The 26057-nt window shown below is 74.2% G+C and carries 24 protein-coding genes; 13 read left to right on the top strand and 11 right to left on the bottom strand.

The window, feature by feature from the left end:
- Positions 1-102 precede the first annotated feature (102 nt).
- Complete coding sequence (locus FHR36_RS21785) at positions 103-993, top strand: oxygenase MpaB family protein (RefSeq protein WP_253799846.1); 891 nt, start codon at positions 103-105, stop codon at positions 991-993.
- 21 nt (positions 994-1014) lie between these two features.
- Here FHR36_RS21785 and FHR36_RS21780 read toward each other — a convergent pair whose 3' ends face one another.
- Positions 1015-1713: a thiaminase II/PqqC family protein gene (locus FHR36_RS21780; RefSeq protein WP_253799845.1), complete on the bottom strand. Its 699-nt coding sequence runs from the start codon at positions 1711-1713 to the stop codon at positions 1015-1017.
- A gap of 473 nt (positions 1714-2186) precedes the next feature.
- On the opposite strand from FHR36_RS21780, the gene FHR36_RS21775 reads away from it, so the two are divergent.
- Together FHR36_RS21775 and FHR36_RS21770 are read left to right on the top strand one after the other, a co-directional pair.
- Positions 2187-3572 (top strand): S41 family peptidase, encoded by a 1386-nt coding sequence (locus FHR36_RS21775; protein ID WP_253799844.1) that lies wholly within the window; start codon positions 2187-2189, stop codon positions 3570-3572.
- 109 nt (positions 3573-3681) lie between these two features.
- Positions 3682-4740: a hypothetical protein gene (locus FHR36_RS21770; RefSeq protein ID WP_253799843.1), complete on the top strand. Its 1059-nt coding sequence runs from the start codon at positions 3682-3684 to the stop codon at positions 4738-4740.
- Between the two features lie 35 nt (positions 4741-4775).
- Here the strand turns inward: FHR36_RS21770 and FHR36_RS21765 are convergent, their stop codons facing one another.
- On the bottom strand, positions 4776-5240 hold the full coding sequence (locus tag FHR36_RS21765) for a hypothetical protein (protein WP_253799842.1): 465 nt from the start codon (positions 5238-5240) through the stop codon (positions 4776-4778).
- Here FHR36_RS21765 and FHR36_RS21760 point away from each other — a divergent pair.
- Both FHR36_RS21760 and FHR36_RS21755 read left to right on the top strand, forming a co-directional pair.
- A complete protein-coding gene (locus FHR36_RS21760; RefSeq protein WP_253799841.1) occupies positions 5230-5466 on the top strand; it encodes a hypothetical protein in 237 nt (78 codons plus the stop codon). The two genes, FHR36_RS21765 and FHR36_RS21760, sit on opposite strands and share 11 nt — an antisense overlap.
- Positions 5467-5885: 419 nt before the next feature.
- On the top strand, positions 5886-6200 hold the full coding sequence (locus FHR36_RS21755) for a hypothetical protein (protein WP_253799840.1): 315 nt from the start codon (positions 5886-5888) through the stop codon (positions 6198-6200).
- 116 nt (positions 6201-6316) lie between these two features.
- Here FHR36_RS21755 and FHR36_RS21750 read toward each other — a convergent pair whose 3' ends face one another.
- The 3 genes from FHR36_RS21750 to FHR36_RS21740 all read right to left on the bottom strand — a co-directional run bounded on the left by FHR36_RS21750 (position 6317) and on the right by FHR36_RS21740 (position 9894).
- A complete protein-coding gene (locus FHR36_RS21750; RefSeq protein WP_253799839.1) occupies positions 6317-6619 on the bottom strand; it encodes a hypothetical protein in 303 nt (100 codons plus the stop codon).
- A gap of 152 nt (positions 6620-6771) precedes the next feature.
- Positions 6772-8223, bottom strand: a complete 1452-nt coding sequence (locus FHR36_RS21745) for a cellulose binding domain-containing protein (RefSeq protein ID WP_253799838.1) — start codon at positions 8221-8223, stop codon at positions 6772-6774.
- Between the two features lie 126 nt (positions 8224-8349).
- Positions 8350-9894, bottom strand: a complete 1545-nt coding sequence (locus FHR36_RS21740; protein ID WP_253799837.1) for a beta-N-acetylhexosaminidase — start codon at positions 9892-9894, stop codon at positions 8350-8352.
- A gap of 213 nt (positions 9895-10107) precedes the next feature.
- On the opposite strand from FHR36_RS21740, the gene FHR36_RS21735 reads away from it, so the two are divergent.
- The gene (locus FHR36_RS21735; protein WP_253799836.1) at positions 10108-10614 is read left to right on the top strand and encodes a hypothetical protein; all 507 of its coding nucleotides are present in this window, start codon (positions 10108-10110) and stop codon (positions 10612-10614) included.
- A gap of 80 nt (positions 10615-10694) precedes the next feature.
- Complete coding sequence (locus tag FHR36_RS21730) at positions 10695-11444, top strand: GntR family transcriptional regulator (protein WP_253799835.1); 750 nt, start codon at positions 10695-10697, stop codon at positions 11442-11444.
- A 28-nt stretch (positions 11445-11472) separates the two neighbouring features.
- On the opposite strand, the gene FHR36_RS21725 is transcribed toward FHR36_RS21730, so the two are convergent.
- A complete protein-coding gene (locus FHR36_RS21725; protein ID WP_253799834.1) occupies positions 11473-12813 on the bottom strand; it encodes an NAD(P)/FAD-dependent oxidoreductase in 1341 nt (446 codons plus the stop codon).
- 219 nt (positions 12814-13032) lie between these two features.
- On the opposite strand from FHR36_RS21725, the gene FHR36_RS21720 reads away from it, so the two are divergent.
- Entirely contained in the window at positions 13033-14655 is a 1623-nt protein-coding gene (locus tag FHR36_RS21720) for an ATP-binding SpoIIE family protein phosphatase (protein ID WP_253799833.1), read from the top strand.
- A 31-nt stretch (positions 14656-14686) separates the two neighbouring features.
- Here the strand turns inward: FHR36_RS21720 and FHR36_RS21715 are convergent, their stop codons facing one another.
- The 3 genes from FHR36_RS21715 to FHR36_RS21705 form a co-directional block, all read right to left on the bottom strand.
- On the bottom strand, positions 14687-17404 hold the full coding sequence (locus FHR36_RS21715; protein WP_253799832.1) for a cation-translocating P-type ATPase: 2718 nt from the start codon (positions 17402-17404) through the stop codon (positions 14687-14689).
- A gap of 77 nt (positions 17405-17481) precedes the next feature.
- The gene (locus tag FHR36_RS21710) at positions 17482-18423 is read right to left on the bottom strand and encodes a polyphosphate kinase 2 family protein (RefSeq protein WP_253799831.1); all 942 of its coding nucleotides are present in this window, start codon (positions 18421-18423) and stop codon (positions 17482-17484) included.
- 108 nt (positions 18424-18531) lie between these two features.
- The gene (locus tag FHR36_RS21705) at positions 18532-20253 is read right to left on the bottom strand and encodes a SulP family inorganic anion transporter (RefSeq protein ID WP_253799830.1); all 1722 of its coding nucleotides are present in this window, start codon (positions 20251-20253) and stop codon (positions 18532-18534) included.
- A gap of 222 nt (positions 20254-20475) precedes the next feature.
- Between FHR36_RS21705 and FHR36_RS21700 the strand changes: the two genes are divergently transcribed.
- The 4 genes from FHR36_RS21700 to FHR36_RS21685 all read left to right on the top strand — a co-directional run bounded on the left by FHR36_RS21700 (position 20476) and on the right by FHR36_RS21685 (position 23816).
- Complete coding sequence (locus FHR36_RS21700) at positions 20476-20790, top strand: hypothetical protein (protein ID WP_253799829.1); 315 nt, start codon at positions 20476-20478, stop codon at positions 20788-20790.
- Between the two features lie 61 nt (positions 20791-20851).
- A complete protein-coding gene (locus FHR36_RS21695; protein ID WP_253799828.1) occupies positions 20852-21970 on the top strand; it encodes an aminopeptidase P family protein in 1119 nt (372 codons plus the stop codon).
- 95 nt (positions 21971-22065) lie between these two features.
- Entirely contained in the window at positions 22066-22572 is a 507-nt protein-coding gene (locus tag FHR36_RS21690) for a cupin domain-containing protein (RefSeq protein WP_253799827.1), read from the top strand.
- Positions 22573-22640: 68 nt separating this feature from the next.
- Positions 22641-23816 carry a copper resistance D family protein gene (locus FHR36_RS21685; RefSeq protein WP_253799826.1) on the top strand — a complete coding sequence of 392 codons (1176 nt, stop codon included), beginning with the start codon at positions 22641-22643 and terminating at the stop codon, positions 23814-23816.
- A 105-nt stretch (positions 23817-23921) separates the two neighbouring features.
- Here the strand turns inward: FHR36_RS21685 and FHR36_RS21680 are convergent, their stop codons facing one another.
- Positions 23922-24560: an SRPBCC domain-containing protein gene (locus tag FHR36_RS21680; RefSeq protein WP_253799825.1), complete on the bottom strand. Its 639-nt coding sequence runs from the start codon at positions 24558-24560 to the stop codon at positions 23922-23924.
- 197 nt (positions 24561-24757) lie between these two features.
- Between FHR36_RS21680 and FHR36_RS21675 the strand changes: the two genes are divergently transcribed.
- Positions 24758-25549 carry an alpha/beta fold hydrolase gene (locus FHR36_RS21675; protein ID WP_253799824.1) on the top strand — a complete coding sequence of 264 codons (792 nt, stop codon included), beginning with the start codon at positions 24758-24760 and terminating at the stop codon, positions 25547-25549.
- 30 nt (positions 25550-25579) lie between these two features.
- Here the strand turns inward: FHR36_RS21675 and FHR36_RS21670 are convergent, their stop codons facing one another.
- The gene (locus FHR36_RS21670) at positions 25580-26017 is read right to left on the bottom strand and encodes a DUF4259 domain-containing protein (RefSeq protein WP_253799823.1); all 438 of its coding nucleotides are present in this window, start codon (positions 26015-26017) and stop codon (positions 25580-25582) included.
- Positions 26018-26057 lie beyond the last annotated feature (40 nt).

Genomic DNA, 26057 nt, shown 5'->3' with positions numbered 1-26057 from the left:
GGTGATCCAGTGGTCCGCTGCAGGAACGCTGCGAGCTGGCGCGCCGCCTGCCGGCCGGTGCACGCTGGAGACCGGACCGACCGACCAGGCCGGAGGTGCGGTATGACCCGCCACGACACCTCGACTCCCGAGCCGCCCGACGACCCGCCCGACGACGCGCCCGTCGTCCCCGAGGAGGGGCTGTTCGGGCCCGGTGCGGTGTCCTGGACCGTCCACGCCGACCCGTCCATGCTGCTCGGCGGCCTGCGCGCCCTCCTCCTCCAGGCCCTTCACCCGCTCGCGATGGCCGGCGTCGCCCAGCACTCCGCCTTCCGCAAGGACCCGTGGGGCCGCCTCTACCGCACCGCCTCCTTCATCGGCGCCACCACGTACGGCACCGGCGAGGAGGTCCGCGCGGTGGTCGACCGGGTGCGCACCGTGCACCGGCAGGTCCGCGGCATCGACCCGGTCACCGGCCGCCCGTACCGCGCCGACGACCCGGAACTCCTGACCTGGGTGCACTGCTGCGAGATCGGCTCCTTCCTCGAGGTCGCCCGCCGCAGCGGACTCGCCCTGACCGACCGGCAGGCCGACCGCTACGTGGCCGAGCAGGTACGGGTGGCCCGTCTGGTCGGCGTTCCCGCCGGCCGTCCGGTGCCGCGGAGTGTCGCCGAACTCGACTCCTACACCGCGTGGATGCGCGGCCGCCTGCTGCTCACCCCCGCCGCCCGCGACGCCTTCCACTTCGCGTTCGTGCCGCCCCTGCACGGCTGGGCGCTGCTCGCCACCCCGGCCCGCCCGCTGTGGGGCGGCCTGGTCGGCTGCGCCGCCGGACTGCTGCCGCCCTGGGCGCGCCGGATGTACGGCCTGCCGGTCGGGCCCGCCACCGACCTGCTCGCCACCGTCCAGGCCCGCGGGTTCCGCGGGCTCGCCCTCCGGCTCCCGCCCCGCTGGCGGGAGGGCCCGCACCTGGTGGCCGCCCGCGACCGCTGGGCGGCGCTGGACCCGGCCTGACCGGACCGGGAGGCCGTCGGCTCAGGGGTTCGGCCGGTCCGGACTCCGGTCCGCATTTCGGTCGGAGTCGTGGTCGGCCAGCGTGTTCCAGAACATCAGCTCGTAGGACTGGAGCATGCCCCCGTACTCGCGAGCCTGCTCGATCGCGGCGGCATCGGGCGTCAGGGCCTCCAGAACGGCCACCGCCGCATCGTCCGCGGTGGGATCGGGCTCGGCGAAGAAGTCGAAGAAGGCGCAGGCGGCGTCGTCGAAGCCGTAGTGGCGTCGGAGCCCCTCCGCGACCGTCCCGCAGTAGGCGCCCCAGGCGGCGAAGTTCGCCGACAGCGCCAGCACCACGCCCGCCGGGTCGGCGTTGAGCGCCAGCCAGGCCAGGTACGCCGGGTACGCCTGACAGCCCGCCAGCGGAGCCCGCGCCTTCGCCTCCTCCGGTGTCAGCCCGCAGCGCCGGCTGAACTCGTCCAGCGCGCGCAGTGCCGTGCTCTCACCGGCGGCGAGCCCGGCGAAGTACCCTCCGGCCGGGTTGTCGGCGCAGCGCGCCGCCAGGATCAGCATGCTCCGCCGGTCGCTGGCGATGATCCGGTACTGCTGGACCGCGAGCCCGCCCAGCACCTCGCGCGGCGCTTCGCCGGCCGCCACGGCCGCCACCAGCCGGTTCTCCCGGTCGCCGAGCGCGAGCTCACGCCGGACCTCGTCCAGCACCTCGCGCATTCCGGTGCTCATGGCGGCGCTCCTCTCCCAGCCCTCCGGAGTCCGTACGGAGACCCGCCGACCCCGCCGACCCGACCACCCTAGGCCGCCGATCGGCCCGCGGCGCCGATCACCGCGCGGGGCGACGACGGTTCGGCCCGACCGGCGTAGCGCGCACGCGGGTGTGGGTCCTGCCCGGGGGCTCCGGTGGAGCCCACGGTGCGTCAGCTGAGCTGTCCGGGTGGGGTGCTGGGTACAGGTAGCGGGGTGGGGTGAGCACCAGGGTGAACTGGGTGGCCTGCAGGATCGTGCGGCGGTTCGTGCTCGTCCAGCATGGTGTGCGGAAGGTCGGCCCGATCACGGGCGGGCCGCGCACGAGGGAGGCCGATCCGATGGCAGCACAGCGGAGGACAGCACAGCGGAGCGCAGGGCAGTCGACGGTCGCGCGGCCGGGCGCAGGCCGACGGAGCGACGGGCGACGGGCAACTGCGCGCCGTGGAGCGGCGGTGACGGCGGCGCTCGCCGTCCTCATGGGAGTCGGCTGCACGGCCGCCGGCGCCACGAACGCCGTGGGCGCGGCCCCGCGTTCGCGCTGGGAGGGCGTGTGGCAGACGGACGGCTACGGCCGGGTCGTCACCGTCGACCACGGCCGGCTCCTCACCTACGACCTCTCGGCGGCGGGCTGCCTCCCCGGGCTGATCACCGCCGACCAGGAGGGCGGGCCGGACGGCGCGGGCGCCGTGCGCTTCCTGGTCGACGGCAGGCCGGAGCTGACGATCCGACCGGGCGGCCGACCGGGCGAGGCGGTGTGGAACGCCGCTGCGGACGTGACCGACATCCACCTGCACCGCCTCCCCGCACTCCCGCCCGCCTGTCACCGGGCCACCCCGCCCCACGACCCGCTCGCCGCCTTCGACATCGTCTGGACGACCTTCGCCGAGAACTACCCGTTCTTCGCCGCCAAGGGCGTCGACTGGGTGGTGGCCGGCGAGCACCAGCGCGCCCGGCTGAGCGAGCGCTCCACCGACTCCGAGCTGCTCGCCGTCCTCGGCGACCTGCTGCGCCCGCTCGGCGACGCGCACGTCGGCGTCGTCGCGGGTGCGGCGGGCGGCGTCTGGCAGCCGAGGCCCGGCACCCTGCCGGTCACCGATCCGGCCTTCGGACCGCGGGCGGCCGGGCTCACGGCCGACGAGCTCGGCACGGCCGAGACGGAGTTCGCCGGCGGGCGGATCGGGTACGCGGAGTCCGACCGGATCGGGTACCTGCGCATCGGCTCCTTCCAGCACTACACCGAGGCCGACGACCACACCGACGACAGCGCAGAACTGTCCCGGGTGCTGGATGCGGTGTTCACCCCCGAGCGGACCTGCGGACCGCACGCCCTGCGCGGCCTGGTGCTCGACCTCCGGCTGAACGGTGGCGGCTCGGACCGGCTGGGCCTGCAACTCGCCGCCCGTCTCACCGACCGGCCCTACCTCGCCTACGCCAAGCAGGGACGCGACGATCCGCACGACGCCGACCGCTTCACCCGCCCGCAGCCGATCGAGGTGCGTCCGGCCGGCGGGTCCCGGTACAGCGGCCCGATCGCCGTCCTGACCAGCAGCGGGACGATGAGCGCGGCCGAGAGCCTCACCATGGCGCTGATGGGGCGCTCCCCCCACCCCGTGCGGATCGGCGCGCCCACCCAGGGCGTCTTCTCGGACGTCCTGGAGCGCACCCTCCCCAACGGCTGGACGTTCGGGCTCCCCAACGAGCGCTACGTCACGAGCGACGGCCGAAGTTTCGACGGCGCCGGCATCACCCCGGACATCGCCGTCCCCGTCTACACCGAGGAGGAGTTCGCGTCGGGCCACGACTCGGCCCTGCGCGCGGCCCGCGCCCTGTTCCCCTGACCGCATGCCCTCCCCGTCGGCAGCACCTGTGCTCGACCCGCCCACACGTCCGGCCCCGGCGGGCGCGTCGGACCGGGACGGCCGCGGCCCCGAGCGCATAGTGGGAGGCGTGCGAGAACCAGCTCCCCTGGTGAGCCGGCGGGCAGTCCTGGTCGGCGGACTCGGCCTGGTGCTCGGCGCCGCCTGCGGGTGCTCCAGCGGCGGTGGTTCCCGCAGCGGGGGAGCGGCATCGGCCTCGCCCGGCTCGCCCACCGCCCCGGCCGCCTCCGGCGCGGGCAGCCCCACCGCGACCACCTCTGGATCCGCGTCGGCCTCCGCACCTCAGGGCACGGCCACCCTGCCAACTGCCACGCCCTGGCGCCCCGGGCCGGGCGAGGTCCAGCCGGACGTGAAGCTGCGGGCGGTCGAGCTGATCGAGGCACTGGGCACCTGGGGCCCGGGCGGCCAAGGGCTGGAGGCGGCCCGGGGACGGGTTGCCGCGCTCGGACTGCCGCCGCAGCTGGCCGACCAGGCCGGGCCGCTGCTGCCCGCAGCCGACGAGGCGGTGGTGGAGGTGATCGACGCCCAGTACGGCGGCATCCTGTCGGACTCGGCGAGCGTGCTGGTGGTGTGCCGGCAGTGGTCCGCCGCCGGCTCCACTGTCACCGCCGGCGGTACGACGGTGGACGTCCGGCTGACCGCCGCGAGCCCCCGCTGGAACGTCACCGCCCTCCACCCCGCCGATCCCGGGCCGGCTGCGGCCAAACTGCCGACACTCGCCGCCCGCGTCCTCGCCCAGCCCCGGATCGTGCTGCCCCCGGCAGCCGTCGCCGACCTGCGCAGCGGCATGGTGCACGACAGTGTGCTGCAGGCCATGCTGACCCTGGCCGGTCCGTACAGCTTCCAGGTCAGCGTGGTCCGCTCCGGGCACCCGTTGGATGTGTTCGGTACCGACCGGCCCAGCGACCACCCGCTCGGCCGGGCCTTCGACACCTGGCAGATCGACGGCCACGCCGTCGTCGACCCGGCCACGCCGCACGACCTGGTCGACGGCTTCATGCGGGCCGCCGCCGCGGCCGGCTCGTACAACGTCGGTGGGCCGCGGCAGCTGTCCGGCGGCACGACGTCCAATCAGTTCTTCACGGACGACACCCACCACGACCACGTCCACGCGGGCTTCAGCAGCTGATCGCCAGCTGCTCGGCCTCGGCGCCGCGCCCGGCGTCAGCGACCCATGCGCAGGTCCCACACCGTCAGCGTGGTGTCGAGCTCCCCGTACGAACCGGCGTCGTAGTGGGCGGCCGTGACCTTCAGGACCCCGATCGGCGAGCTGCCCTCGACCACGCAGACCTGGTCGCCCACGGAGACGTCGAGCTCGTTGCGCTTCTGCGTCAGCAACAGCTGGCGGCAGCCCTCGGCCGTCGGCTCGCCGGGTCCGGACCAGGGAGCGACGGTGCCCCTGACCATCATCCCGCTGCTGCCACTGCGTGCGGCGCCTGGCCGGAGGTAGGTGCCGTTCCCGGCGGCGGGCGGGTCAGCCGTGAGGTCGACGCCCTCCATGCCGAGGCGGAACGCCCCCGACCAGCGGACCTTCGCTCCCGAGCCGGGAGCGGCGGCGGTCCCCTGAGCCGAGGGAGCCGCGACCCCGCCGGCGTTGGGTGAGCCCTGGGTGCCCACGGTGACGGTCACCTGGGGCGCGGGAGCCGAGGTCGGCGGCGAGCCGCCACCGCCCATGAACGCCGCCACCGCACTCGCCACACCCGCGGCGGCGCTGACCACCGCGGCGACCGCGCCCCAGATCTTGACGTGCGAGCGCTTCCCCGACGACTCGGCCGCCGAATCCCCGGAGGCCTGCCCGGACGACTCCCCGGACGAGGGTCCGGAGGGCCGGCCCGGGACTTGGTGGAAGCCCTGACCGACCGTCGGCGGGTGCGGGGACGCCGACGTGAACCCGGGCTGGGTCGGCTGGGATGACGGATCGTAGGACGGGTGCTGCATCAGATCCCCCGATGAGTGCAGGAATCGCCGTGCTGGGGCCCGGCGTTCGGCGCTGTTGCGCTGCGTAAATTACTACAGTGAGCCTCGCCCACTCCCCGTCCGCTCCCTGCTCGTTGACGGTCCGTCTGCCGATCATGGCTGCGGCGCGCTACGGTCTGTGCACAGGAGGTGGCGGAGAATGCCCGAGCAGCAGTGTCCCGCGTGCGGCGGAACCGGTGTGACGGAACGGACCGATCACACCATGGAGCTGGACGCCGACGGGAAGCAGGTCCCCACGGTCCACCGGTACACCGCGCAGTGCTCGACCTGCGGCGGCACCCGGGTGGTGCACCACTGATGCGGCTCGTGTTCGTCTGCCAGGGCTGCGGGTGCCACTACTTCCCGCCGGTGGGCCTCGTGTGGCCGGACGGCGCCCGGGCGAGCGCGGTGTGGTGCGCCGGGTGCCGGACGGAGGCGGCCGAGCGCGGCATCGAGGAGCCGGCCGAGCTTGCGGCGGTGGCGATGATGCTGGCCGTCCGCGCCTACCAGGCGGCGCTCGCCGCACGCCTCCAGCGCGAGCAGGCGGAGCGGCCGGACCGCCGTCCGTCCCGGCCCGCCCGCACCGCCCGCGGGCAGTTGCGCCCCGGCGGCGCCCGCACTCGCCTCGGCTGACCCCGGGGCCGACCCCGGGGCCGACCCAGGGGCCGACCGCGACGACTGCCGGAACGCGCGGGTGCCCCCGCCCGAGGGGCGGGGGCACCGCGGTCCGGCCGGTGCTCGGCCGGTGCTCAGCTCTGGACGTCGTGCTCCTTCACCAGGTCGAGGTTGCGGAAGGTCGGCGGCCCGTCGCACAGGGCCTTGACCTGCTCCGCGAACTCCGCCGTCTCGGGACGGCTGGAGTTCTCCATCGCCTGTTCGTACGACGGGAACTCGACGATGTTCAGGTAGACGTTCGCGTTGTCGCGATCACGGGCGTGCACGGCCCGGGTGGCCAGGCTCCGGCCCGCGTTCTTCTCCACCCAGCGGTCGAGCAGGGCGTTGAATTCGTCGATGCGACTGGTCTTGTACTCGATGATCTGAATGAACCTCACGGTTCGACCTCCTCGGCTCAGCGGCGCTCGGCAGGCGGTTGGCGACTCCAGCGTCACCCACCCGCGCGGACCCCGCAAAGCCGGTCGGCCATCCGGGCTTCCCGGCCCGCGCCCGGCAGGGAACCCGGAGCCGGATCCCGGAGCCGTACCGGTCACCCCGCCGGGACGGTGTCGGTGAAGCCGGTCCCGGCCGCCCGGTAGCCGGAGACGGCGGAGGCCACCTGGGCGGGGGTCAGCACCTGGTCCTTGACGAAGTACAGGTAGTCGACCTGCTCGGTGTACGTGCGCGGGGTGGTGGAGGTCTGCCCGGCGAGGTCGATCAGCCAGTGGTTGAAGTCGATGAACTGCGGCGTCTCGGGCAGATAGGGCTCGCCGTGGACGGCGACGACCTGGCCGTCGATGAAGTACGTGGCGCTGGTGGCGTCGATGGTGAGCTGGAGGTCGTGCCAGCCGTCGTAGGAGCGGCGCTGCTCGCCGTGGGTGTTGACGGCCTGCCACGGGTCCGGGTTGTAGGTCTCCCAGGTGGTCTCGTACATGATGTTGCTCGGCTCGCCCCAGCCGCCGTTGGGCAGGTACTCGAAGTCCTGCTCGCTGTAGTTCGGGTCCATCGGGGCGGCGAGCGGGGTGAAGGCGAAGAAGGTCTGGTTGACGTGGTCGCCGTCGGGTCCGCCGGTGGGCGTGTCGTCGAATCGGACCCGGGCCGCATACGTGCCGTTGCGGAACTTCCGGGCGCTGGTCTGGATCTCGGTCTCGCGGGTGCCGGCCGCGGTCCCGTCGGTGGTCAGGGCCAGGTTCATGGTGCTGGTGCCGCCGGTGGTGGTGAAGGTGAGGTCCTGCGGCGACCAGGTGGCGCCGGGGACGCCGGGGCCGCCCTGCCCGGACTTGACGGTCCAGCCGTGCTGCTGGACGGCGGGGTCCGAGCTCGAGGTGTAGCGGAAGTCGTCGAAGAGGGCGGCGGCGTGCGGGTCCGGCGGTGGGGTGGAGCCGGTGGGGGAGGGCGAGGGGCTGGGCGACGGGGAGGGGTCGTTGCCGGCCGGGGCGGTTCCCCAGATCAGGGTGGAGCCTTCCTGGAGGGTGACCCGGTTCCAGTCGGCGTACGTGGTCCGGTCGGCGCCGAAGGAGTAGTCGTCGGACTGGGTGAGGGTCTGCCAGTCGGAGCGGTAGAAGCGCAGCTGCATGTCACCGGTGGACTGTCCGGGGGCGAGCGAGCCGGCTCCGCCGGTGAAGCCGATCTCCAGGTAGCGGTCGGCGGTGGCGGTCGGGTGGGCCGGGGTGCCGAAGGTGCCGGTGATGTTGGCGCAGCCCTTCACCGCCCAGGAGCAGGCGAAGCGGTAGGTGACCGCGGGACCGTCGGCCTTGAAGTAGTAGCGCAGGACGACCCGGTTCAACGGCACCGTGGTGCTGCCGGTGTTGGTGACCTGCAGCCACGGCTCGGACTGGTCGGCGGTGGCACCGCCGGCACTGGTCCGGTACTGGACGCTCAGCGCGTCGCCGGCTGCCGAGGCGGGACCGGCGAGGGCGAGGCCGGTGCAGGCGAGGCCGGCCGCGGTGGCGGTGGCGAGCGCGGCGCGCAGGCCGGCGGGGAGGCGCAGTCGTACGGGCACGGTGATCCCTTTCCGTGGGGAGTGGAGGTGCGGGATGACGGTGGTGCGGACGGCGCAACTGCGGACGGTGCACGTGCGGGTGGTGCGACTACTGGTGGTGCAGCTCTGGGTGGCGGGGCCGCGGACCTACCGCACCGCCGCCGTGACACCGGCCTCGGCGCCCGTGCGGTGCTGGATGCCCAGGGCGGCCAGGCGCGGGGCGTGGTGGGCGAGGGCGGGCAGGAAGTCGGTGGCCCAGTCGGAGGCCGGGTTCCAGGCGCGGTCGGCGAGGGCGCACAGCCGCGGAAACGCCAGGTGGTCGAAGTGTTCGGGGGTGCGGACGAACTCGGTCCACAGCTGGGCCTGGGTGCCGAGCACCCGGTCGGCCTCGGCGCCGGTCCAGTGCCCGGGGGCGGCCTCGTGCGCGTGGACGGTGACCAGGTCGACCACCGCCCCGGCCTGGCCGAGCGGTTCGTCGGGGTGGCTGCTCTGCGGGTAGTCGAGGTAGGTGGAGCGGTGCGGGGTCATCACCACGTCGTGGCCGCGGCGGGCGGCGGCGAGGCCGTGGTCGCCGTCCTGCCAGGGCATGACCACGAACGCGGTCGGCAGCGCCGCCGAGTTGCTGTCCTCGGCCCAGCAGACCGGCCGGCGCCCGGCGTCCAGCAGGTACGCGCCGATCTGCGCGAGGAACCAGCCGTGCAGCTCCTTGGGGGCGCCGAGCCCGAGTTCGGCGGCCCGGGCGAGCGCGGTCGCCGAGTTCTCCCACTCGGTGACCGGGCATTCGTCGCCGCCGACGTGGATGTACGGGGAGGGGAAGAGGTCGAGGGTCTCGCCGAGTATGGTGCGGCAGAACTCCAGGACCTCGTCGTGGACGCCGAGGACGGTGTCGCACACGCCCCACTCGGTCCACACGTCGAGTCGGCGCTCGGGCCGGTTGCCGAGGTGCGGGTAGGCGGCCAGGGCGGCGCGGGAGTGCCCGGGCATCTCGACCTCGGGTACCACGGTGACGCCGCGTTCGGCGGCGTACGCCACCAGGGTGCGCAGTTCGTCCTTGGTGTAGGCGCCGCCGTGCGGCTGGTCGTCGAACCGGCCGGAGCCGGCCCGGCCGATCATCGAGCGGGCGCGGCGGGAGCCGATCTCGGTGAGCCGTGGGTAGGCGTCGACCGGCAGCCGCCAGCCCTGGTCGTCGGTGAGGTGCAGGTGGAGGACGTTGAGCCGGTGCAGGGCGAGCCGGTCGACGGTGCGCAGCAGGAGGTCCAGCGGCTGGAAGTGCCGGGCGACGTCGACCATCAGGCCGCGCCAGGGGTGCCGGGGCCGGTCGGTGATCTCCACGCCGGGCAGTGTCCAGGGCACGCCCGCCACCGGTCGGTCGGACAGGGCCTCGGGCGGCAGCAGCTGACGCAGCGCCTGGACACCGGCCAGCAGTCCGGCCGGGGCGGAGGCGGCGAGCCGGACCCCTTCCGGGGTGACGCTCAGCCGGTAGCCCTCGGCGCCGCGCACCGCCGGGTCGAGGGCGAGTCGGACGCTCCCGTCGGCGGCGGGCGGCAGTGGAAGTCCGGTGGCGGGGGCGAGCAGGGTGCGCAGCAGCCGGGCGGCCGGTTCGGCGGCGGGATCGGCGTGGACGGCGGTGGCGGTGTCGAGGGTGAACCGGCCCGGGGTGCGGACGAGGCGGACGGGGGTGGGGAGGATCACGGGCTTCCGTCTCTACGAGAGGGGACAGCTGGTCAGACCGATCGCCTTACCAGTTGTGCTCACTGGTAAAGGAAAATGGCATGGACCACTGGGGGAGTCAAGGCTGGGGTGGAAGGAATCCCGGTTCGCGGGCGCGCGGAAGTGCTCTATCCTTGGCGCGATTTCACACCTGATCACCGGAAGTGGTCAGGACAGGGCGAGGGGGAACAGCCGATGGCCGGGACGATCGTGGTGCACGCGGAACCGCCGGGGATGAACCGGGCGCGTACGCTCGCCGTGGTCGTCGACGGGGTCGCGGTCGGCGAGGTCAGGCAGGGCGACACCGCGCGGTTCGAGGTCCCGGCCGGGACCCGCGCCGTGCGTGTCGTGGCCAAGGACCGCACCGGCTCCAACACCGTGCCGGTGGAGGTGGCCGAGGGCCGCGACTGCCGGGTCACCGCCCGGGGGACCGGTCTCGGGGCCACCCTCCTGCTCCCGCTGGTGGCGGGTTTCGCGGTGCCGCCGATCTTCGCCGTGGTGACCATCATGGTGGTCGGCGCGGTGCTGTACGCCGTCCCCGGCCTGCTGTTCCGGGTCCGCGCCGAGGGCGACGCCGAGCCCGGTCCGGCGGTCGCGCCCACCGGACCCGCCGCCGCGGCGGCGGCGGAGCCCGGCGCGGGCCTGTGGTGGGAGTCCGACCCGGCGCTCGCCAAGCGCTTCGCGAAGCGGTCCGAGAGCTGACCCCGGTCCACGATCCATCCCCGCTCGCGGGACTAGGCTCGGGGCGGCGGTCGGCCGAACGCAGCAGGAAGGCGGTGCCCATGGTGCGCGACACCTCCGGTCCGGCGTACAAGCGCACCCGGGTCCGCGACTACCTGCGGGACTTCGTGGAGTCCCGGTCGCCGGGCGACCCGATTCCCTCCGAGCGGGCCCTGTGCGAGCAACTCGGCGTCTCCCGGCCGACGTTGAGGTCGGCGGTGGACGAGCTGGTGGCGACCGGGCTGATCGTGCGCGAGCACGGCCGCGGGATGTTCGTCGCCCCGGCGAAGATCACCCAGGAGCTGGCCGCGGCCACCGAGGACCACGCCTTCGTGCTGCCGCGGGCCGCCGGGACGTGGACCAGCCGGGTGCTGGAGTTCGGCACCGTCCAGGCCGGTGCCCGGGTCGGCCGCAAGCTGAAGCTCTCGCCCGCGGTGGAGGTCTGCTACATCGCCAGGCTGCGCCTGGTGGACGGCGAGCCGATGGCGATCGAGTACCTGCACCTGCCCGCCGCCCTGGTCGCGGGGCTGCAGGCGGAGGACATGGTGGCCGGCGACTTCTACGAGCTGCTGCGCGACCGGTACGGCGTACGGGTGCACGAGGCCGTGCAGTCGATGGAGCCGACCGTGGTCAGCGAGAAGGAGGCCCGGCTGCTGGACGTCCCGGTGCTCTCGCCCGCCCTGCACGTCGAGCGGCTCACCACCGACCGCGGCGGCCGCCCCGTCGAGTACGTGCACTCGCTCTACCGGGGCGACCGCTACCGGATCGTCTCCCGCCTCGCCCTCGGCGACGCGTCGACGCCTACGCCATAGGCAGCCGGCAACCAGCAGCAGCCCGGCGTCAGCGGCTGCGCAGGATCGCCCCCAGCACCGCCGGGCGGAACAACGCGGTCGGCGGAGCCACCAGCGACAGCACCTCGTGGAACGCCTTCGCCACCGCCGGGTCCTTCGCCGCGCCCACCAGCACCCGGTCCAGGAAGCGGTGCTGGGCGCGGAGCAGGGCGCCGGACGGGCCGCCGGTGGTGGCCTTGAAGCGGACGTCCTCGGTGCTGGACATCACCCACGGGTTCTTGGAGACGGCCGCCACCGCCCGCCGGGCGGACCGCGCGGCGGCGTGCCCGATCCCGCCGTTCTGCTCGGCGCTGCGCCGCAGCTCGCGGGCGCCGAAGACGGCGACCGTCACACCCTGCCCGTACACCGGGTTGAAGGTGCAGGCGGCGTCGCCGACCACCACCAGCCCGTCCGGGGAGCTGCGCTCGTAGTGCCGCCGCACACCGGGGCCCGGCACGAAGCCGCGGACGTCGCCGGCCGGTTCGGCGGCGGCCAGTGCCTCGCGGATGGCGGGGTCGCGCAGCTGCGCCAGGTGCTTGGCGAAGCCGGCCTCGCCGGGCTCCGGTTCGGCGCCGCGCATCCCGGCCAGGCTGACGATCCAGCGGTCGCCCTCCACCGGCAGCAGCACGCCCAGGCGCGGCGAGTCGGGGGCCTTGGTCTGCAGGTAGATGGCCTCGCAGCCGAGGTCGGCGCCGGCCGGCCGGTGGAACAGCCGGGAGGAGTAGGTGGCGCCGGCGTCCACCCGCTCCTCCGGGACCGGCCGAGCGCCCAGCGCCTGCAGCCAGCCGGCCAGCGCGGTGGAGCGGCCGGAGGCGTCCACCACCAGCTCGGCCGGCAGGTCCCGGGCCTCGCCGCGGTCGGCGCCGCGCTCGCGGACCTGGACGCCGGTCAGGGCGGCGGCCGTGCCGAGCAGGCCGACCACCTCGGTGCCCTCCAGGAACTCGATGGTCGGCTCGGTGCGGACCCGGTCCAGCACCACGCCGTCCAGCACCGGCCGGGTGCAGGAGAGGAAGGCCAGCCGGGAGACGTACTCGGCCATCCAGCCGGCCGAGCTGAGCCAGCGCAGGTCGCCGGAGAGCGCGACCCGGACCGCGCCCGCGTCCAGCAGCTCCTGCCGGGTGCCGGGCATCAGCTCCTCGAGCGCGCGGTGCCCGGCCTCCAGGATCAGATGGGCGTGCCGCCCCTGCGGCAGGCCGGCCCGGAAGGTGCGCTCCGCCGGGTAGCGGTCCCGCTCCACCACCACGATGCGTTCCGCGTGCCCGCGCAACGCCCAGGCCGCGAGTGTTCCGGCCAGTCCGCCGCCGATCACCACGGCCGTGCCCCGCCCCGGGGCCCCCTGAGAGGAAGTCATGGCACGTACCGTAGTGGAACGAGCGGTCCGGAGTGATCGCCGTCCCCGCGCGATCGGCCCGACCGGCAGCGCTTCTGACGCCGGATCGGATCCCGCGCACGCCCGAAACAGTCATGATCGGACGAAGTGAGCCAATGTGCGACATGCGCCGGTCCGTCCACCCCCGGTGCGCTGGAATGGGCTTTCGATCGCCTCCGAGAACGGACACCCGAGGTGGAGATGACGGTGGTGGACGGGCCGGCGTGCCCGAACTGTGGCCTCCTCACAGGATCGCGGTCGCCGGGAGCGGCCCGCGAACGCTTCGAGGGCCTGCTGGAGACCGCACCCGACGCCATGGTCATCGTGGACGACACCGGCACCATCCGCCTGGTGAACGCGCAGACCGAGGCGCTGTTCGGCTACGACCGCGAGGAGCTGCTCGGCCGCCCGGTCGAGGTGCTGGTCCCCGGCCGCTACCACGCGGACCACGCCCGGCACCGCAGCGACTACACCGCCAACCGCCAGGTCCGGCCGATGGGCGCCGGCCTCGACCTGCACGGGCTGCGCAAGGACGGCACCGAGTTCCCGGTCGAGATCAGCCTCAGCCCGCTGGAGACCGCCGACGGCCTGCTGATCTCCGCCGCTGTCCGGGACGTCACCGAACGCAAGGCCGCCGAGGCCGAGTTGACCGCACTGTACGAGCAGCAGCGGCACGCCGCGCTGACCCTCCAGCGCAGCCTGATGGGCACCCCGCCGGACGTCCCCGGCCTGACCACCGCCAGCCGCTACCTGCCGGCCACCCAGGGTCTCGGGGTCGGCGGCGACTGGTTCGACCTGATCCCGCTGGGCGCCGGCCGGGTCGGCGTGCTGATGGGCGACGTGATGGGCCGCGGCCTGGAGGCCGCCGCGATCATGGGGCAGATCCGGTCCGCCGCGCACGCCCTGGCCAAGACCGGCATGGAGCCCAACGAGCTGGTCCGGGCGCTGGACGCGGTGGTCGCCGACCTGGCCGGCCCCGACCAGCTGGTCACCTGCTGCTACCTGGTGATCGCCCCCGACGCGGGCGAGGTGACGGTCTGCTCGGCCGGGCACCTGCCGGCGCTGATCGCCGGGCCGGACGGCGGGGTGCGGGTGCTGCCCGCGCCGGTCAGCGTCCCGCTCGGCGTCGGCGACGTGCTCCACCAGCAGCAGACCACCGCGGTCGAGCCCGGCGCCCTGCTGCTGCTCTACACCGACGGCCTGATCGAGACCCCCGGCAGCGACATCGAGGACCGCCTCGACCACCTGGTCGCCGCCCTCGACCGGGCGTACGCCGGTGCGGACTACGCCGCCCGCACCGCCACCCCGGCCTCGGCCCCGGACCTGGAGGCGATCGCCGACGACCTGCTCGCCTCGCTGCTCCCCGACAGCGACGGCCACGACGACGTCACCCTGCTGCTGACCCGGTTGCCCGCCGCGCCGCTGGCCACCACCACCGCCGACTTCCCGGCCACCGCCGCCTCGGTCGCCGAGGGACGTTCCTTCCTCGCCAAGACGCTGCTCTCCTGGGGCTTCCTGAACCTGGTCGACGACGCCCGGCTGCTGGTCTCCGAGGTGATGACCAACGCCGTCCGGCACGGCCAGGGCCGGGTGCGCATCCAGGCCCGCTACACCGCCCGCGAGCTGACCGTGGAGGTGGCGGACGACAGCCCGCGGCTGCCCCGCCCGCGGCTGGCCTCGGACGACGAGGAGTCCGGCCGGGGCCTGGCCCTGGTGGAGTCGCTGGCCGACACCTGGGGCGTCCGCCCCTCCGGCACCGGCAAGGCGACCTGGTTCAGCTTCGACCTGACCCACGACCACCGGCCGGCCGACGCACTCGGCTGAGCCCGAGGCCGACGCACCCGGCTGAGCCCGCTCAGCCGCCCGGGGTCGCCCGCCGGAAGACGTACTTGCCGAGCTCCCAGAGCAGCAGCAGCGCGAGCGGCGCGAGCAGCGCCCAGCCGAACTGGCCGACGGTGAGCTGGTGGGTGCCCAGCATCCGGCGGAACGCATCCATCCCGGTGACCAGGACGGCCAGCACGAACTCGGCCAGCGCGGCCACGTTCATCTGCTTGCTGTCGAAGGTGGACGGCGTCAGCGCGGTCTCCCGCTCGGAGCGGCACTCGTAGGCGGCCACGATCAGGCAGAGCGCGAAGGCGGTGAAGGCGATCGAGCTGCCGATCTCCACACTGCCGAAGCGGTGCTCGCCCAGCTTGATGAGCAGCAGCAGGAAGACGGTGACGACCAGTCCGCTCAGCCCGACGGTGACCATCACGGTCCGGGTGAGCACCGACTCGCCGCGCAGGCGCGGAGTGCGGCGCATCAGACCGGGGCTGGCCAGGTCGAAGCCGAGCGCGAAGCCGAACGGGGCGTTGACGACGAAGTGGATCCACAGCACCTGCGGCGGGGTGAACGGCTCGCCGGCCGCGATGTTGAAGACGGTCGCGCCGAGGAAGGTCAGGACGAAGGTGACCAGCAGCATCAGTACGAAGCGGATGTACTTGGTCAGGTTGTCGTAGAGCTTCCGGCCCTCCTCGACCGCGTACACGATGGTGGCGAAGTTGTCGTCGGAGAGGATCATCCGGCCGGCGTTCTTGGCCACGTCGGTGCCGCTGCCCATGGCGATGCCGATGTCGGCGGCCTTGATGGCGGGGGCGTCGTTGACGCCGTCGCCGGTCATGGCGACTACCTCGCCCTTCTTCTTGAGGGTGTCGGCGAGCAGCACCTTGTGCTCGGGCGCGACCCGGCCGACCACCCCGATCCGGTCGATCCGGGCGAGGCGTTCGGCCTCCGGCAGGGCGGCGAACTCGGCGCCGAGGATCGCCTCGCCCGGGATGCCGAGCTGGCGGGCGATCGCCTCGCCGGTGGTGACGTCGTCGCCGGTCACCATGCGAACCCGGATGTGCGCGGACTGGGCGCTGGCCACCGCCTCCCGGGACTCGGCGCGCGGCGGGTCGACCATGCCGACCAGGCTGGTCATGCTGAGGTCGGTGACCAGGGCGAGCAGGTCGCCCTCCGGGTCGAACCCGGCCGGGTCGAGGTCGCGGACGGCGGCGGCCATCACCCGCCGGCCCTCGGCGGCGATCCGCGCGCTCTGCGTCTCGGCCCGGCCGGCCAGGTCGGCGTCCCAGGGGACGGCCCGCCCGGCGGCGAGGGCGGTGGTGGCACGGGCGGTGACGGCGGGGGCGGCGCCCTTGACGAAGCAGCGCACCACCGGCCGTCCGGACGCGTCGACGGCCGAGTTGAAGGTGGCCATCAGCTTGTACTCGGGGTCGAACGGCAGGGTGGCGAGCCGGGGGTAGCGCTCGCGGGTCTCCTCGATGTCGAGGCCGGCCTTGTGGCCCAGCACCAGCAGCGCGCCCTCGGTCGGGTCGCCGACCACCGTGCCGTCCACCAGCGTGGCGTCGCTGGCGACCAGGTACGGCAGGATGGCGTCCTCGAGGCCGTCGACCGAGCCGGCGGCGTGCTTGATCCGGCCCTCGAGGCCGTAGCCGGTGCCGGAGACGGTGTAGCGGTCGGTGGGGCTGAGCACCTCGACGACGGTCATCTGGTTCATCGTCAGGGTGCCGGTCTTGTCGGAGTTGATGGCCGAGGTGAAGCCCAGGGTCTCCACCGAGGGCAGCTCCTTGACGATGGCGTTGCGCTTGGCGAGGTTGAGGCTGCCGACCGACAGGATCACCTGGGTGACGGTGGGCAGCGCCTCCGGGATGGCGGCGATGGCCAGCGACACGGCGCTGACGAACAGGGCGTCCCAGGCCTGGCCGCGGCTGCGGCCGAGGGCGAACATCACCACCATGGTCAGACCGGCCGCCGCGGCGATCCACAGCGTCAGGGTGTTGAGCTCCCGGGTGAGCGGGGACTCCTCCTTCTCGGTCGCCGACAGCATCCCGGAGATCTTGCCGAGCTCGGTGCCGCTGCCGGTCCCGGTGATGACCAGCACGGCGCTGCCGTGGGTGACCGGGGTGTTCATGAAGGCCATGTTCGACTGGTCGCCGGGGCCGAGCGGTCCGGCGGGCAGCGTCCGGGCGTCCTTGGCCGCCGGGACGCTCTCGCCGGTCAGCGCCGACTCGTCGATCTGCAGCGCGCTGGCCCGCACGATCCGCCCGTCGGCCGGTACGGTGTCGCCGGCCGCGATCAGCACCACGTCGCCGACGACCAGCTGCTCGGCCGGGATCTCCGCCTCGCTGCCGTCCCGGCGGACCCGGGCGGTCGTCTTCATCATCGAGCGCAGCGCGTTCATCGCGCTCTCCGCCTTGCCCTCCTGCCGCAGGCCCACCACCGCGTTGAACAGGGTGAGCACGATCAGCAGGATCGCGGTGCTCCACTCCTGGATGGCCAGGGCGACGATCGCCGACGCGACCAGGATGATCTGCATGTAGCTGCGGTACTGGTCGAGGAAGCGCAGCCAGCCCGGCCGGGCCTGCTCCTCCGGCAGCGCGTTCGGGCCGTACGCGGTCAGCAGCTCCGCCGCCCGGGTCGCGGACAGGCCGGTGTCCGGGTCGACGCCGTGCCGGGCCGCGACCTCCTCCGGCGGTGTCGCGTACCACTGGACCGACGCCCCGTCAGCCCCCGGCCCGCCAGGCTGCGCCGCCATCGCCCGCACCTCCGCTTCCTTGTCCGTCTCCGCACCGCCGGGCGAGCCGCCCGGCGGCTGTTCCCCGCCGGCCCCGCTCAGTCGCCGTGCTCGGCCGCGTACGGGTCGCGCTCCGCGCCCTCGGGTGCCTCCCCCTCCAGCTGCCGCTTGGCGGCGAGCAGTTCCTTGCGGGCGGCCTTGCCGACCTCCGGGTAGCGGGGGTCGAGCTCGATGAGGGTGTGCGCGAGCACCGCCGCGGCGCAGATCCGGGCGAACCACTTGCGGTCGGCCGGCACCACGTACCAGGGCGCCCAACTGGTGCTGGTGGCCGAGAGCATCTCGGAGAAGGCCCGCTGGTACTCGTCCCAGTGCGCGCGCTCGCGGATGTCCGCGGCGGAGAACTTCCAGTTCTTCTCCGGCAGGTCGATCCGCTTCAGGAAGCGGGTGCGCTGCTCCTCCTTGGAGAGGTTGAGGAAGATCTTCACCACCGGGAAGCCGTTGTCGCACAGGTGCCGCTCCCAGTCGTTGATCTCCCGGTAGCGGCGCTTCCAGACGCCCCGGCCGCGGGCGTCCTCGGGCAGCCGCTGGCGCTCGAGGTTCTCCGGGTGCACCCGTACCACCAGGACCTCCTCGTAGTGCGAGCGGTTGAAGATCCCGATCTCGCCCCGGGCGGGCAGCTGCCGGGCATAGCGCCACAGGTAGTCGTGGTCGAGCTCCTCGGCGGAGGGCACCTTGAAGCTGCTCACCCGGACGCCCTGCGGGTTGACCCCGCTCATCACATGGCGGATCGTCCCGTCCTTGCCGCCCGCGTCCAGCGCCTGGAGGCAGAGCAGCACGCCGTAGGTGTCCTGGGCGGCCAGCCGGGACTGGTACTCGGCGAGCAGGGAGACGCCGGTGCGCAGCAGCTCGGTGCTGTCGCGCTTGCGCAGCCGGGCCCGGTAGCGGGGGTCGAAGTCCCGGGCGAGGTCGACCTTCGAGCCCGGCTCCACCCGCAGCGGTGCGATGAACTCCGCGATCCGCCGCGCCTGTTTGTCCGTCATCGCCGTCCCGCTTCCGCTCGGGCCCGGCCCGCCGCGCGGCGGGCAAGGGTACCTGTCACCCTCCGGCCGGCCGGACCACCCGGCAACCAGGGTTCGCCCATTCGGGTCTCAGCTGTCGGGGGCGCCGCTCCACTCGCGGTAGGCGGCCACCGCGGTGGGCAGGGTGGGGAAGATCCGGTCCTCGCCGACCGAGGCGGTCATCCCGTACCGGTCCAGGTCGTCCCGGAGGTCCTGCTTGACCCGGGCGAGGGCGAACACGATGCCCCGCTCGACCAGCTCGGCCCGCAGCGCCTCCACGGAGTCCAGCGCGGTGATGTCGACCTCCACGTTGGCCTCGGTGTTGAGCACGAACCAGCGGACCGGTTCGGGCTCCTCGGCGACCGCGGCCAGCGCGCGGAGGCGGAAGTTCTCGGCGTTGGCGAAGAACAGCGGTGAGTCGTAGCGGTAGATCACCAGGCCCGGCACGGTGCGGGCCAGCGGGTAGTCGTCGATGTCGTGCATGCCGGCGAGCCCCGGCACCAGGCCCTGGACGGCGTCGTGCGGGCGGGCCACCCGGCTCAGCAGCTCGGCCACCGACAGGCCGACCGCGACCAGCACCCCGTACAGGATGTCCAGGGCCAGCACGCCGATCAGGCAGCCGACCGCCAGCAGGAACTCCCCGAGCCGGAAGGACCGCAGCCGCCGCATCCCGGCCACGTCGATCATCCGCAGCGCGGCGAAGACCACCAGCGCGCCGAGCACCGCGTCCGGGGTGTAGGTCAGCAGCGGGCTGAGGAACAGCAGCACCGCCAGCACCGCCACGCCCGCCGCCAGCATGTACGCCTGGGTGCGGCCGCCGGCCGACTGGCCGATCGCGGTACGGCTGGCGCTGCTGCTCACCGGGAAGCCGTGCAGGAAGCCGGCGCCGATGTTGGCGCCGCCGAGCGCGAGCAGCTCCTGGTTGGCGTCCAACTGCTCGCCCTCGGCACGGGACTCGAAGGCCCGGGCGGTGATGATGACGTCGGTGTAGCCGACCAGCAGCACGCCGGCCGCGGGCAGCACCAGGTGGCGCAGCTCGCCGAAGTCCGGCACGGACACGCTCGGCAGGCCGGCCGGGATCTTGCCGATCACCTCGATGCCGTGCTGGTCGAGGTGGAAGAGCGCGACCACCGCGGTGGCGAGCACCACGGCCAGCAGGGGCCCCGGCAGCCTGGGGAAGAACCGGTTCATCGCGAGGAGGAAGAGCAGCGCTGCCACGCTGAACACGATGGTGGCGGTGTTCGCCTCGGAGAGGTGCTGCGCGAAGTACTTCAGCTGCGGACCGAACCCCTCGCCCTCCACGTCCACGCCGGTCAGTTTGGAGAGTTGGTCCACCATCATGATCAGGGCCACCCCGGCCAGGTAGCCGATCAGCACCGGGCGGGAGAGCAGGTCGGCGACGAAGCCGAGCCGGGCCAGCCAGGCCGCCACGAACAGCAGGCCGACCACCACCGCCAGGGTGGCGGCCAGCACCGCGTAGCGGCCGGGGTCGCCAGCGGCCATCGGGCCGACCACGGTGGCGGTCATCAGCGCCGTGGTCGACTCCGGGCCCACCGACAGCAGCCGCGAGGAGCCGAGCACCGCGTACACCGCGATCGCCGGCAGGATCGCCCACAGGCCCGCGACCGGCTGCAGGCCCGCCACGCTCGCGTACGCCATCACCTGCGGCACCAGGTACGCCGCCACCGTGCCGCCGGCCACCACGTCACCGCGCAGCCAGGCCCGCCGGTAGTGGCGCAGCACCGCGAGCCCGGGGAGGCCGGGAACGAGACGGCGGCGCCACCCGCCCGGCGCACCGGCGGCCTCGCTCATGGCTCTCCTTCCGTCACCCCCCACCGGCCATCATGCGGCCGGTCCCGGCGCCACCGGCGCAGATCCGTCCGGCGCGTCCACGCCGTGTCATCCCGCCACCCTCCCGCAGCGGGCCGTCGGGCCGTCCGGGTGGAGTGCCGTCGTCCGGACGGCCGCGCCGCCGCGCCGGACCGGGCCGGTGCGCGCACCATGGTGCCCACCGCGCGACACCGGGGAGGTTCCGTGCGCACCGACATGGAGACCCAGTGGGCCGGACCGTGGGCGGCGCACGCCCGCGCCGCCGGCGGGGGACTGGTCGGCAATCTGCTCGCGGACCTCGCCGACGACGTACCGCGCGGCTCCAGCACCGTCGTGCTGCTGCTGCCGCTCGGGTCCGCGGCCGCCGCGCTGCGCACCGCGCCCGCGGACCTGCCGGCGGCGCTGGGCCGACTGGCCGCGGCGGGCCTGCTGAGCTACCGGCTCGACGGGCGCGCGGGGGACGAGGAGTACGCCGAGGTGACGCTGCACCCGGCAGTCGAGGCGGCACGGGCGGGCTGACGGTACGCCCGCGTCGAGCCGTCCCCGCCGCCGTCCACCGAACCGGGAGCACACCCGCGCCATGCCGACACCCTTCACCGTCCAGGACTTCACCCGGCGGATGGAACGCGCCACCGAGGCGGCCGCCCGGGCCGGCCTGTCCGGACTGGTCGTCACACCCGGCCCCGACCTCAGCTACCTGACCGGCTACCGGCCGGTCGCCATTACCGAGCGCCTCACCGTCCTGGTCCTCGCCCCCGGACGGCCGCCCACCATCGTCGTCCCGCGGCTGGAGCGCCCCGACGCCGAAGGCGCCACCGGCGCCGCCGCCCTCTCCGTCGTCGACTGGGCCGACGGCGGCGACCCGTACGCCGCGGCCGCGGCATTGCTCGATGCCGGCGGCCGCTACGGGGTCTCCGACTCCGCCTGGGCGCTGCACCTGCTCGGCCTGCAACGGGCGCTCCCGGCCTGCCGCTATGTCGCGCTCACCGAGGGCCTGCCGATGCTGCGCGCGGTCAAGGACGCCGACGAGATCGAGCGCCTGGCCGCCGCCGGAGCCGCCGCCGACCTGGCGTACCACGGCATCCTCCAGGTGCCGTTCGCCGGCCGGCGGGAGACCGACGTGGCCGCCGACCTCGCCCGGTTGCTCCGCGAACACGGCCACAGCCAGGTCGACTTCACCGTGGTCGGCTCCGGTCCCAACGGCGCCGACCCGCACCACGAGGCGGGGGAGCGGGTGATCCGGGCTGGCGACACCGTCGTCCTCGACTTCGGCGGGCTCAAGGACGGCTACGGCTCCGACACCACCCGCACCGTCCACGTCGGCACCGCCGTCCCCGACGAGGTCCGGCGGGTGCACGAGACGGTCCGCCGCGCCCAGCAGGCCGCGTTCGAGGCCGTCCGGCCGGGCGTCGCCTGCCAGGAGATCGACCGGGTCGCCCGGGCCGTCATCACCGACGCCGGGTACGGCGAGTACTTCATCCACCGCACCGGCCACGGGATCGGACTGACCACCCACGAGCCGCCGTACATGGTCGAGGGCGAGCAGCAGCCGATGGTGGCCGGGATGTGCTTCTCGATCGAGCCCGGCATCTACCTGCCCGGCCGGTTCGGCGTCCGGATCGAGGACATCGTCACCGTCACCGAGGACGGCGGCCGGCGCTTCAACAACACGCCGCGCGAGCTCGCGGTGGTGGCGTGACAGGGTCGGCCCGCGAGACCGGTAGGGATTGGCCCGCGAAGTCGGCGCCGGATTGCACCAAGTCCGTTGTCGGCGGCGCTAATAGAATGATCATCATGAACGAGCAGACGAGCCTTCCCGCCTTCGCCCCGATCCTCACCCGCGCCGCCGACGCGGAGACCACCAGCGACCCGAGCAGCACCATGGCCCTGCTGGCCGACTTCGGCACCGCCGGCAGCCCGATCACCAGCTACCGGTCCTCCTTCGCCGAGGGCGCGGTCGGTGCGCCGGCGCACTTCCACACCCGGGCGGCCGAGATGTTCTTCGTCCTGGGCGGCTCGCTGCAGGTGCTGCTGGGGGAGGAGCTGACCGTCCTGGAGGCCGGCGACTTCCTCCTGGTGCCGCCGCACACCCCGCACGCCTTCGCGGCGGCGCCCGGCGCCGAGGCCGACGTGCTGTTCGTCTTCACCCCGGGCATGCCGCGCTTCGACTACCTGCGGCTGCTCGGCCGGGTGATGCGCGGTGAGGCGAGCCCGCAGGAGATCCGCGACTCCTCCGAGCTGTACGACAACCACTACGTGGACAGCCCGGTCTGGAAGCAGGCGCTGGCGGAGCGCGGCTGACGGGAAGCCGCCCGTTCCGCGGGCGGGGGTGGACAGACCCGGCTTTATTTAGGTTAGCCTTACCTTCCATGAGCAGCGTTCACCTGGCCGTGTCCACGGCCGGCTACACCATGCCACCGTTGTGGCGGGTCCTGACCAAGTCCGGCTACTTCCTCGGCCTGTGCGGGGCGATCGGCGCCACCGTCACCTATGCGACGGCCGTCCGCCCCACGCTGCGCGCCTCCCACGACCAGGCCGACGACACCGCGGTGCTGCGGCGCCGCACGGCAAGCTACCTCGCCTGGGCCGGCGTGGTCCTGCTGGTCGCCGGCTACTTCCAGCTCGCCGCCAGACTGGCCCGGGCCGGCAAGGGCATGCCCTTCGCGGACGCCCTTGCCCCCGGCCGGCTCTGGGACTACCTCCGGGCGCCCGCCGCCAAGGGTGCCTGGATCGCCCAGGGCACCGTCTACCTGGTGCAGAACGCCGTCCTGGTCCTGACCGCGGCGGTGCTGATAGCCCTGTTCCTGCCCGCGGCCCGCCGCCGGCTCGACGCCCTCGCCCTCACCGCCCTCCCGCTCTCGGTCGCCGTGACCCTGATCGCCGCCGTCCCCGCCACCGCGCCCAAGAACGCCGAGAAGGTGCTCGACCTGGCCCTCGACCAGGTCCACATCGTGGCCGGCACGGTCTGGCTCGGCGGCCTCGCCGTCCTGGTCGCCCTCGCCGCCACCCGCGGCCGCCTCGGCGACGGCGCTGGCGCGCTCTGGGCCGACCTGTGGCGGCGGTTCAGCCTGGTCGCCATGGTCTGCGTCGGCGCGGTGACCCTCTCCGGCCTGTGGATGAGCTGGAAGCACGTCGGCGCCGTCGACCAGCTCTGGACCACCGGCTACGGCCTGTTCCTGCTGGTCAAGGTCGCCCTGGTGGCCGGCCTGGTCACCGCCGGCGGCTTCAACCAGTTCTGGCTGATGCCGCGGATCGCCGAAGCGCGCCGCACCGACCAGGAGGCGACGCTGCGACACCTGACCCTGCGGCACTTCCCGGCGGTGGTCTGGGGCGAGGTCGTCCTCGGACTGGCCGTGCTCGGCGTCCTGCCGCTCCTCAGCGGCTCCGCCCGGACGGAGGGCGGCAGCCCGCAGGCCGAGTCCTCCGCGGGTGTGTTCGCCGCCGGCGCGGCGCTCGTCCTCGCGCTCGCCGTCTCGCTGTACTTCACCGCCAAGGCCTCCGACGCGATCGGGCGGCGGCGCGGCGCGGCCGTACCGGCGGCCTGATCTCCCCGTTCCCCAGGAGTGGACCCCGCCGAACCCGGCAGGGTCCACGCGCCTGTCTCCGTAGGACGGTCGTCGCGGGGCCGGGACCGGTTGCGGAGGGGACGGTCACGCGGGGCGGGGCGGCGCGTAGAAGGCGGTGGTGGCGGCGACCGAGGCGGCCGCCGCCTCCGGCCCGGCGCCCGCGGCGAGGTGCGCCGCACCCCACGCCGCGCTGCTGCGGGTGATGAAGTCGCGGGCCTCGTCGGTGTCCTGCCACGCCGCCGCCTCCGCCGGGGCGACCGGCCGGCCGGCCAGGAACAGCCCCAGGCCGAGCAGCGTGAGGTCCCAGCCGACCCCGACCGCGCCCGGACCGTACTGCTCCCACATCGCGGGCGGTACCACCGCCACGTGGTCCAGTTCGAAGACCGTCCGCTCCGCGCCCTGCCGGGTCAGCCGCAGCTCCACCTCGCTGAAAGCCGCGGCGTCACCCATCACCCAGCCGATCCGCAGCAGCGACGGCGCCTCGCAGCGCAGGATCCCGCCGCCCGCGTTGCCCTCCAACTGGTAGTGCCCGCCCTGGCGGAGGTCGCCGCCGACCGGCAGGAACCACCGGCCGATCCGCTCGGGGTCGGTGACGGCCGCCCACACCCGCTCGGCCGGGGCGTCGTACGCGCGGCGCAGCAGCACCCGCCGGGCCCGCTCGCCGCCGACCTCCCGGGTGCCGACCTCGCGGTGGATCGCCGCGATCTCCTCGGTGGTGTCCATCGCTGCGCTCCCGTCGGGGCCGTCCGTCCACGCAGGGACGGAGCGGCGTGCGAGGGCGGGCCGGCGTGCGGCGCCCGCCGGTGCCGCGTCCCACTATGTGCCGCCGCCGCGGCCCGGCCGCAATCCGACACGCGTGCGCTGGTCCCGATGGGGCACGGTCCGCCACCGGGGCGGCCGTTGCCCGCAGACTTGCCGGTATGACCACGAGCTGGGACGTCCGGGAGGCCGGGCCGGCCGACGCCGAACACCGCGCGCTGCTGCTGCCCGGCGGCCTGTGCAGCGCCGTGTGGTACGAGGACGTGATGGCCGAACCCGCGCTGGTCCGGGCCGGTATCGCCACCGTGGCGGTCACCCTGCCCGGCTTCGGTGGAACCGAGGCCCCCGCCGACGTGACGCTCGGCGCGTACGCCCGGATGCTGGCCGACTTCGCGGCGGAGCGGCGGTGCGATGTGCTCGTCGGTCACAGCCTGGGCGCCAACGTGGCGTTGGAGATGGCGGCCTCGGGCCTGTTCATCGGACCGGTGGTGCTGCTCTCGCCCACCTTCTCGCGGGCCGACGAACCGTCCTTCCTGGGGGCGATGGACCGGATCGGACAGGTGCCGGGCCTCGGCGCCGCCGCCTGGGCCGGCCTGCTCAAGGTGATGCCGCGCAGCATGAAGAAGGACCTCCCGCCCGCCCGGGCCGACGCGCTCGCCGCCGACCTCGCCGCCAACTCCTCGGCGGCCGGCCGCCGCATCGTCCACGAGTACTACCGCTACCTCGACCGGCACCCGGCGCTGGCCGGGCGGCTGTGCGACGCCGGCGTCCCGGCCTGGGTGGTGCGCGGCGACCACGACGAGATCGGCTTCCAGCCGAACGAGCGGCGGATCATCGAAGCCTGCCCGCGCGTCCGTCTGGTCGCCGTCCCCGACGCCGGGCACGCCGTCCTGGTCGACCAGCCGGCCGCCGTCGCCGAGGTGATCGTCGAGGCGGCGCGGTCGGAGAGGTGAGCTAGTGCCTGACGCGGCACTAGCCGGCGGCTACCGGTCGAGGAGCACGTCTGGCTGCGGCGGCGGGACAGGGGCGAGGACCGCGCGGAGCCGGGTGACACCGCGGCGCCAGCGCGGGCCGTCGCCGCTCTCGTCCCACAACTCGGCCAGCTCGGACTCCTCGGCGAGAATCCGGTCGAGGGCGTCCACCGCGATCGCCCGCAGCTCCGGCGGGAAGACGGGCAGCACCTTGTCCGGGCCGAAGCTGGAGGTGACCGGTTCACCACCCGGACACTGGGAGGCGACCAGTGCGGCCGCGGCCACCGCCTCCTCGCCGTCCGAGGCCTCGATCTCGCCCCGGGCCCGGGCGGCCCGGCTCAGCGTCGCCCGGACCAGGCCTTCACGGTCCTCCGGCGCCGACTCGTCGAAGGTGAAGGCGAAGTCGGCCGCCGTGTCATTGTCGAACGGCCCGGTGTCCCACGTACCCATCAGACCCTCCTCGTCCACGTGTTCGAGGATCCTCGCACCG

Origin of the sequence: Kitasatospora cinereorecta (genome assembly GCF_024172095.1) — a bacterium.
GTDB classification, from domain to species: Bacteria; Actinomycetota; Actinomycetes; order Streptomycetales; family Streptomycetaceae; genus Kitasatospora; species Kitasatospora cinereorecta.
The sequence above is the reverse complement of the archived record's forward strand: the minus strand, read 5'-3'. Positions and strand labels throughout refer to the sequence as shown.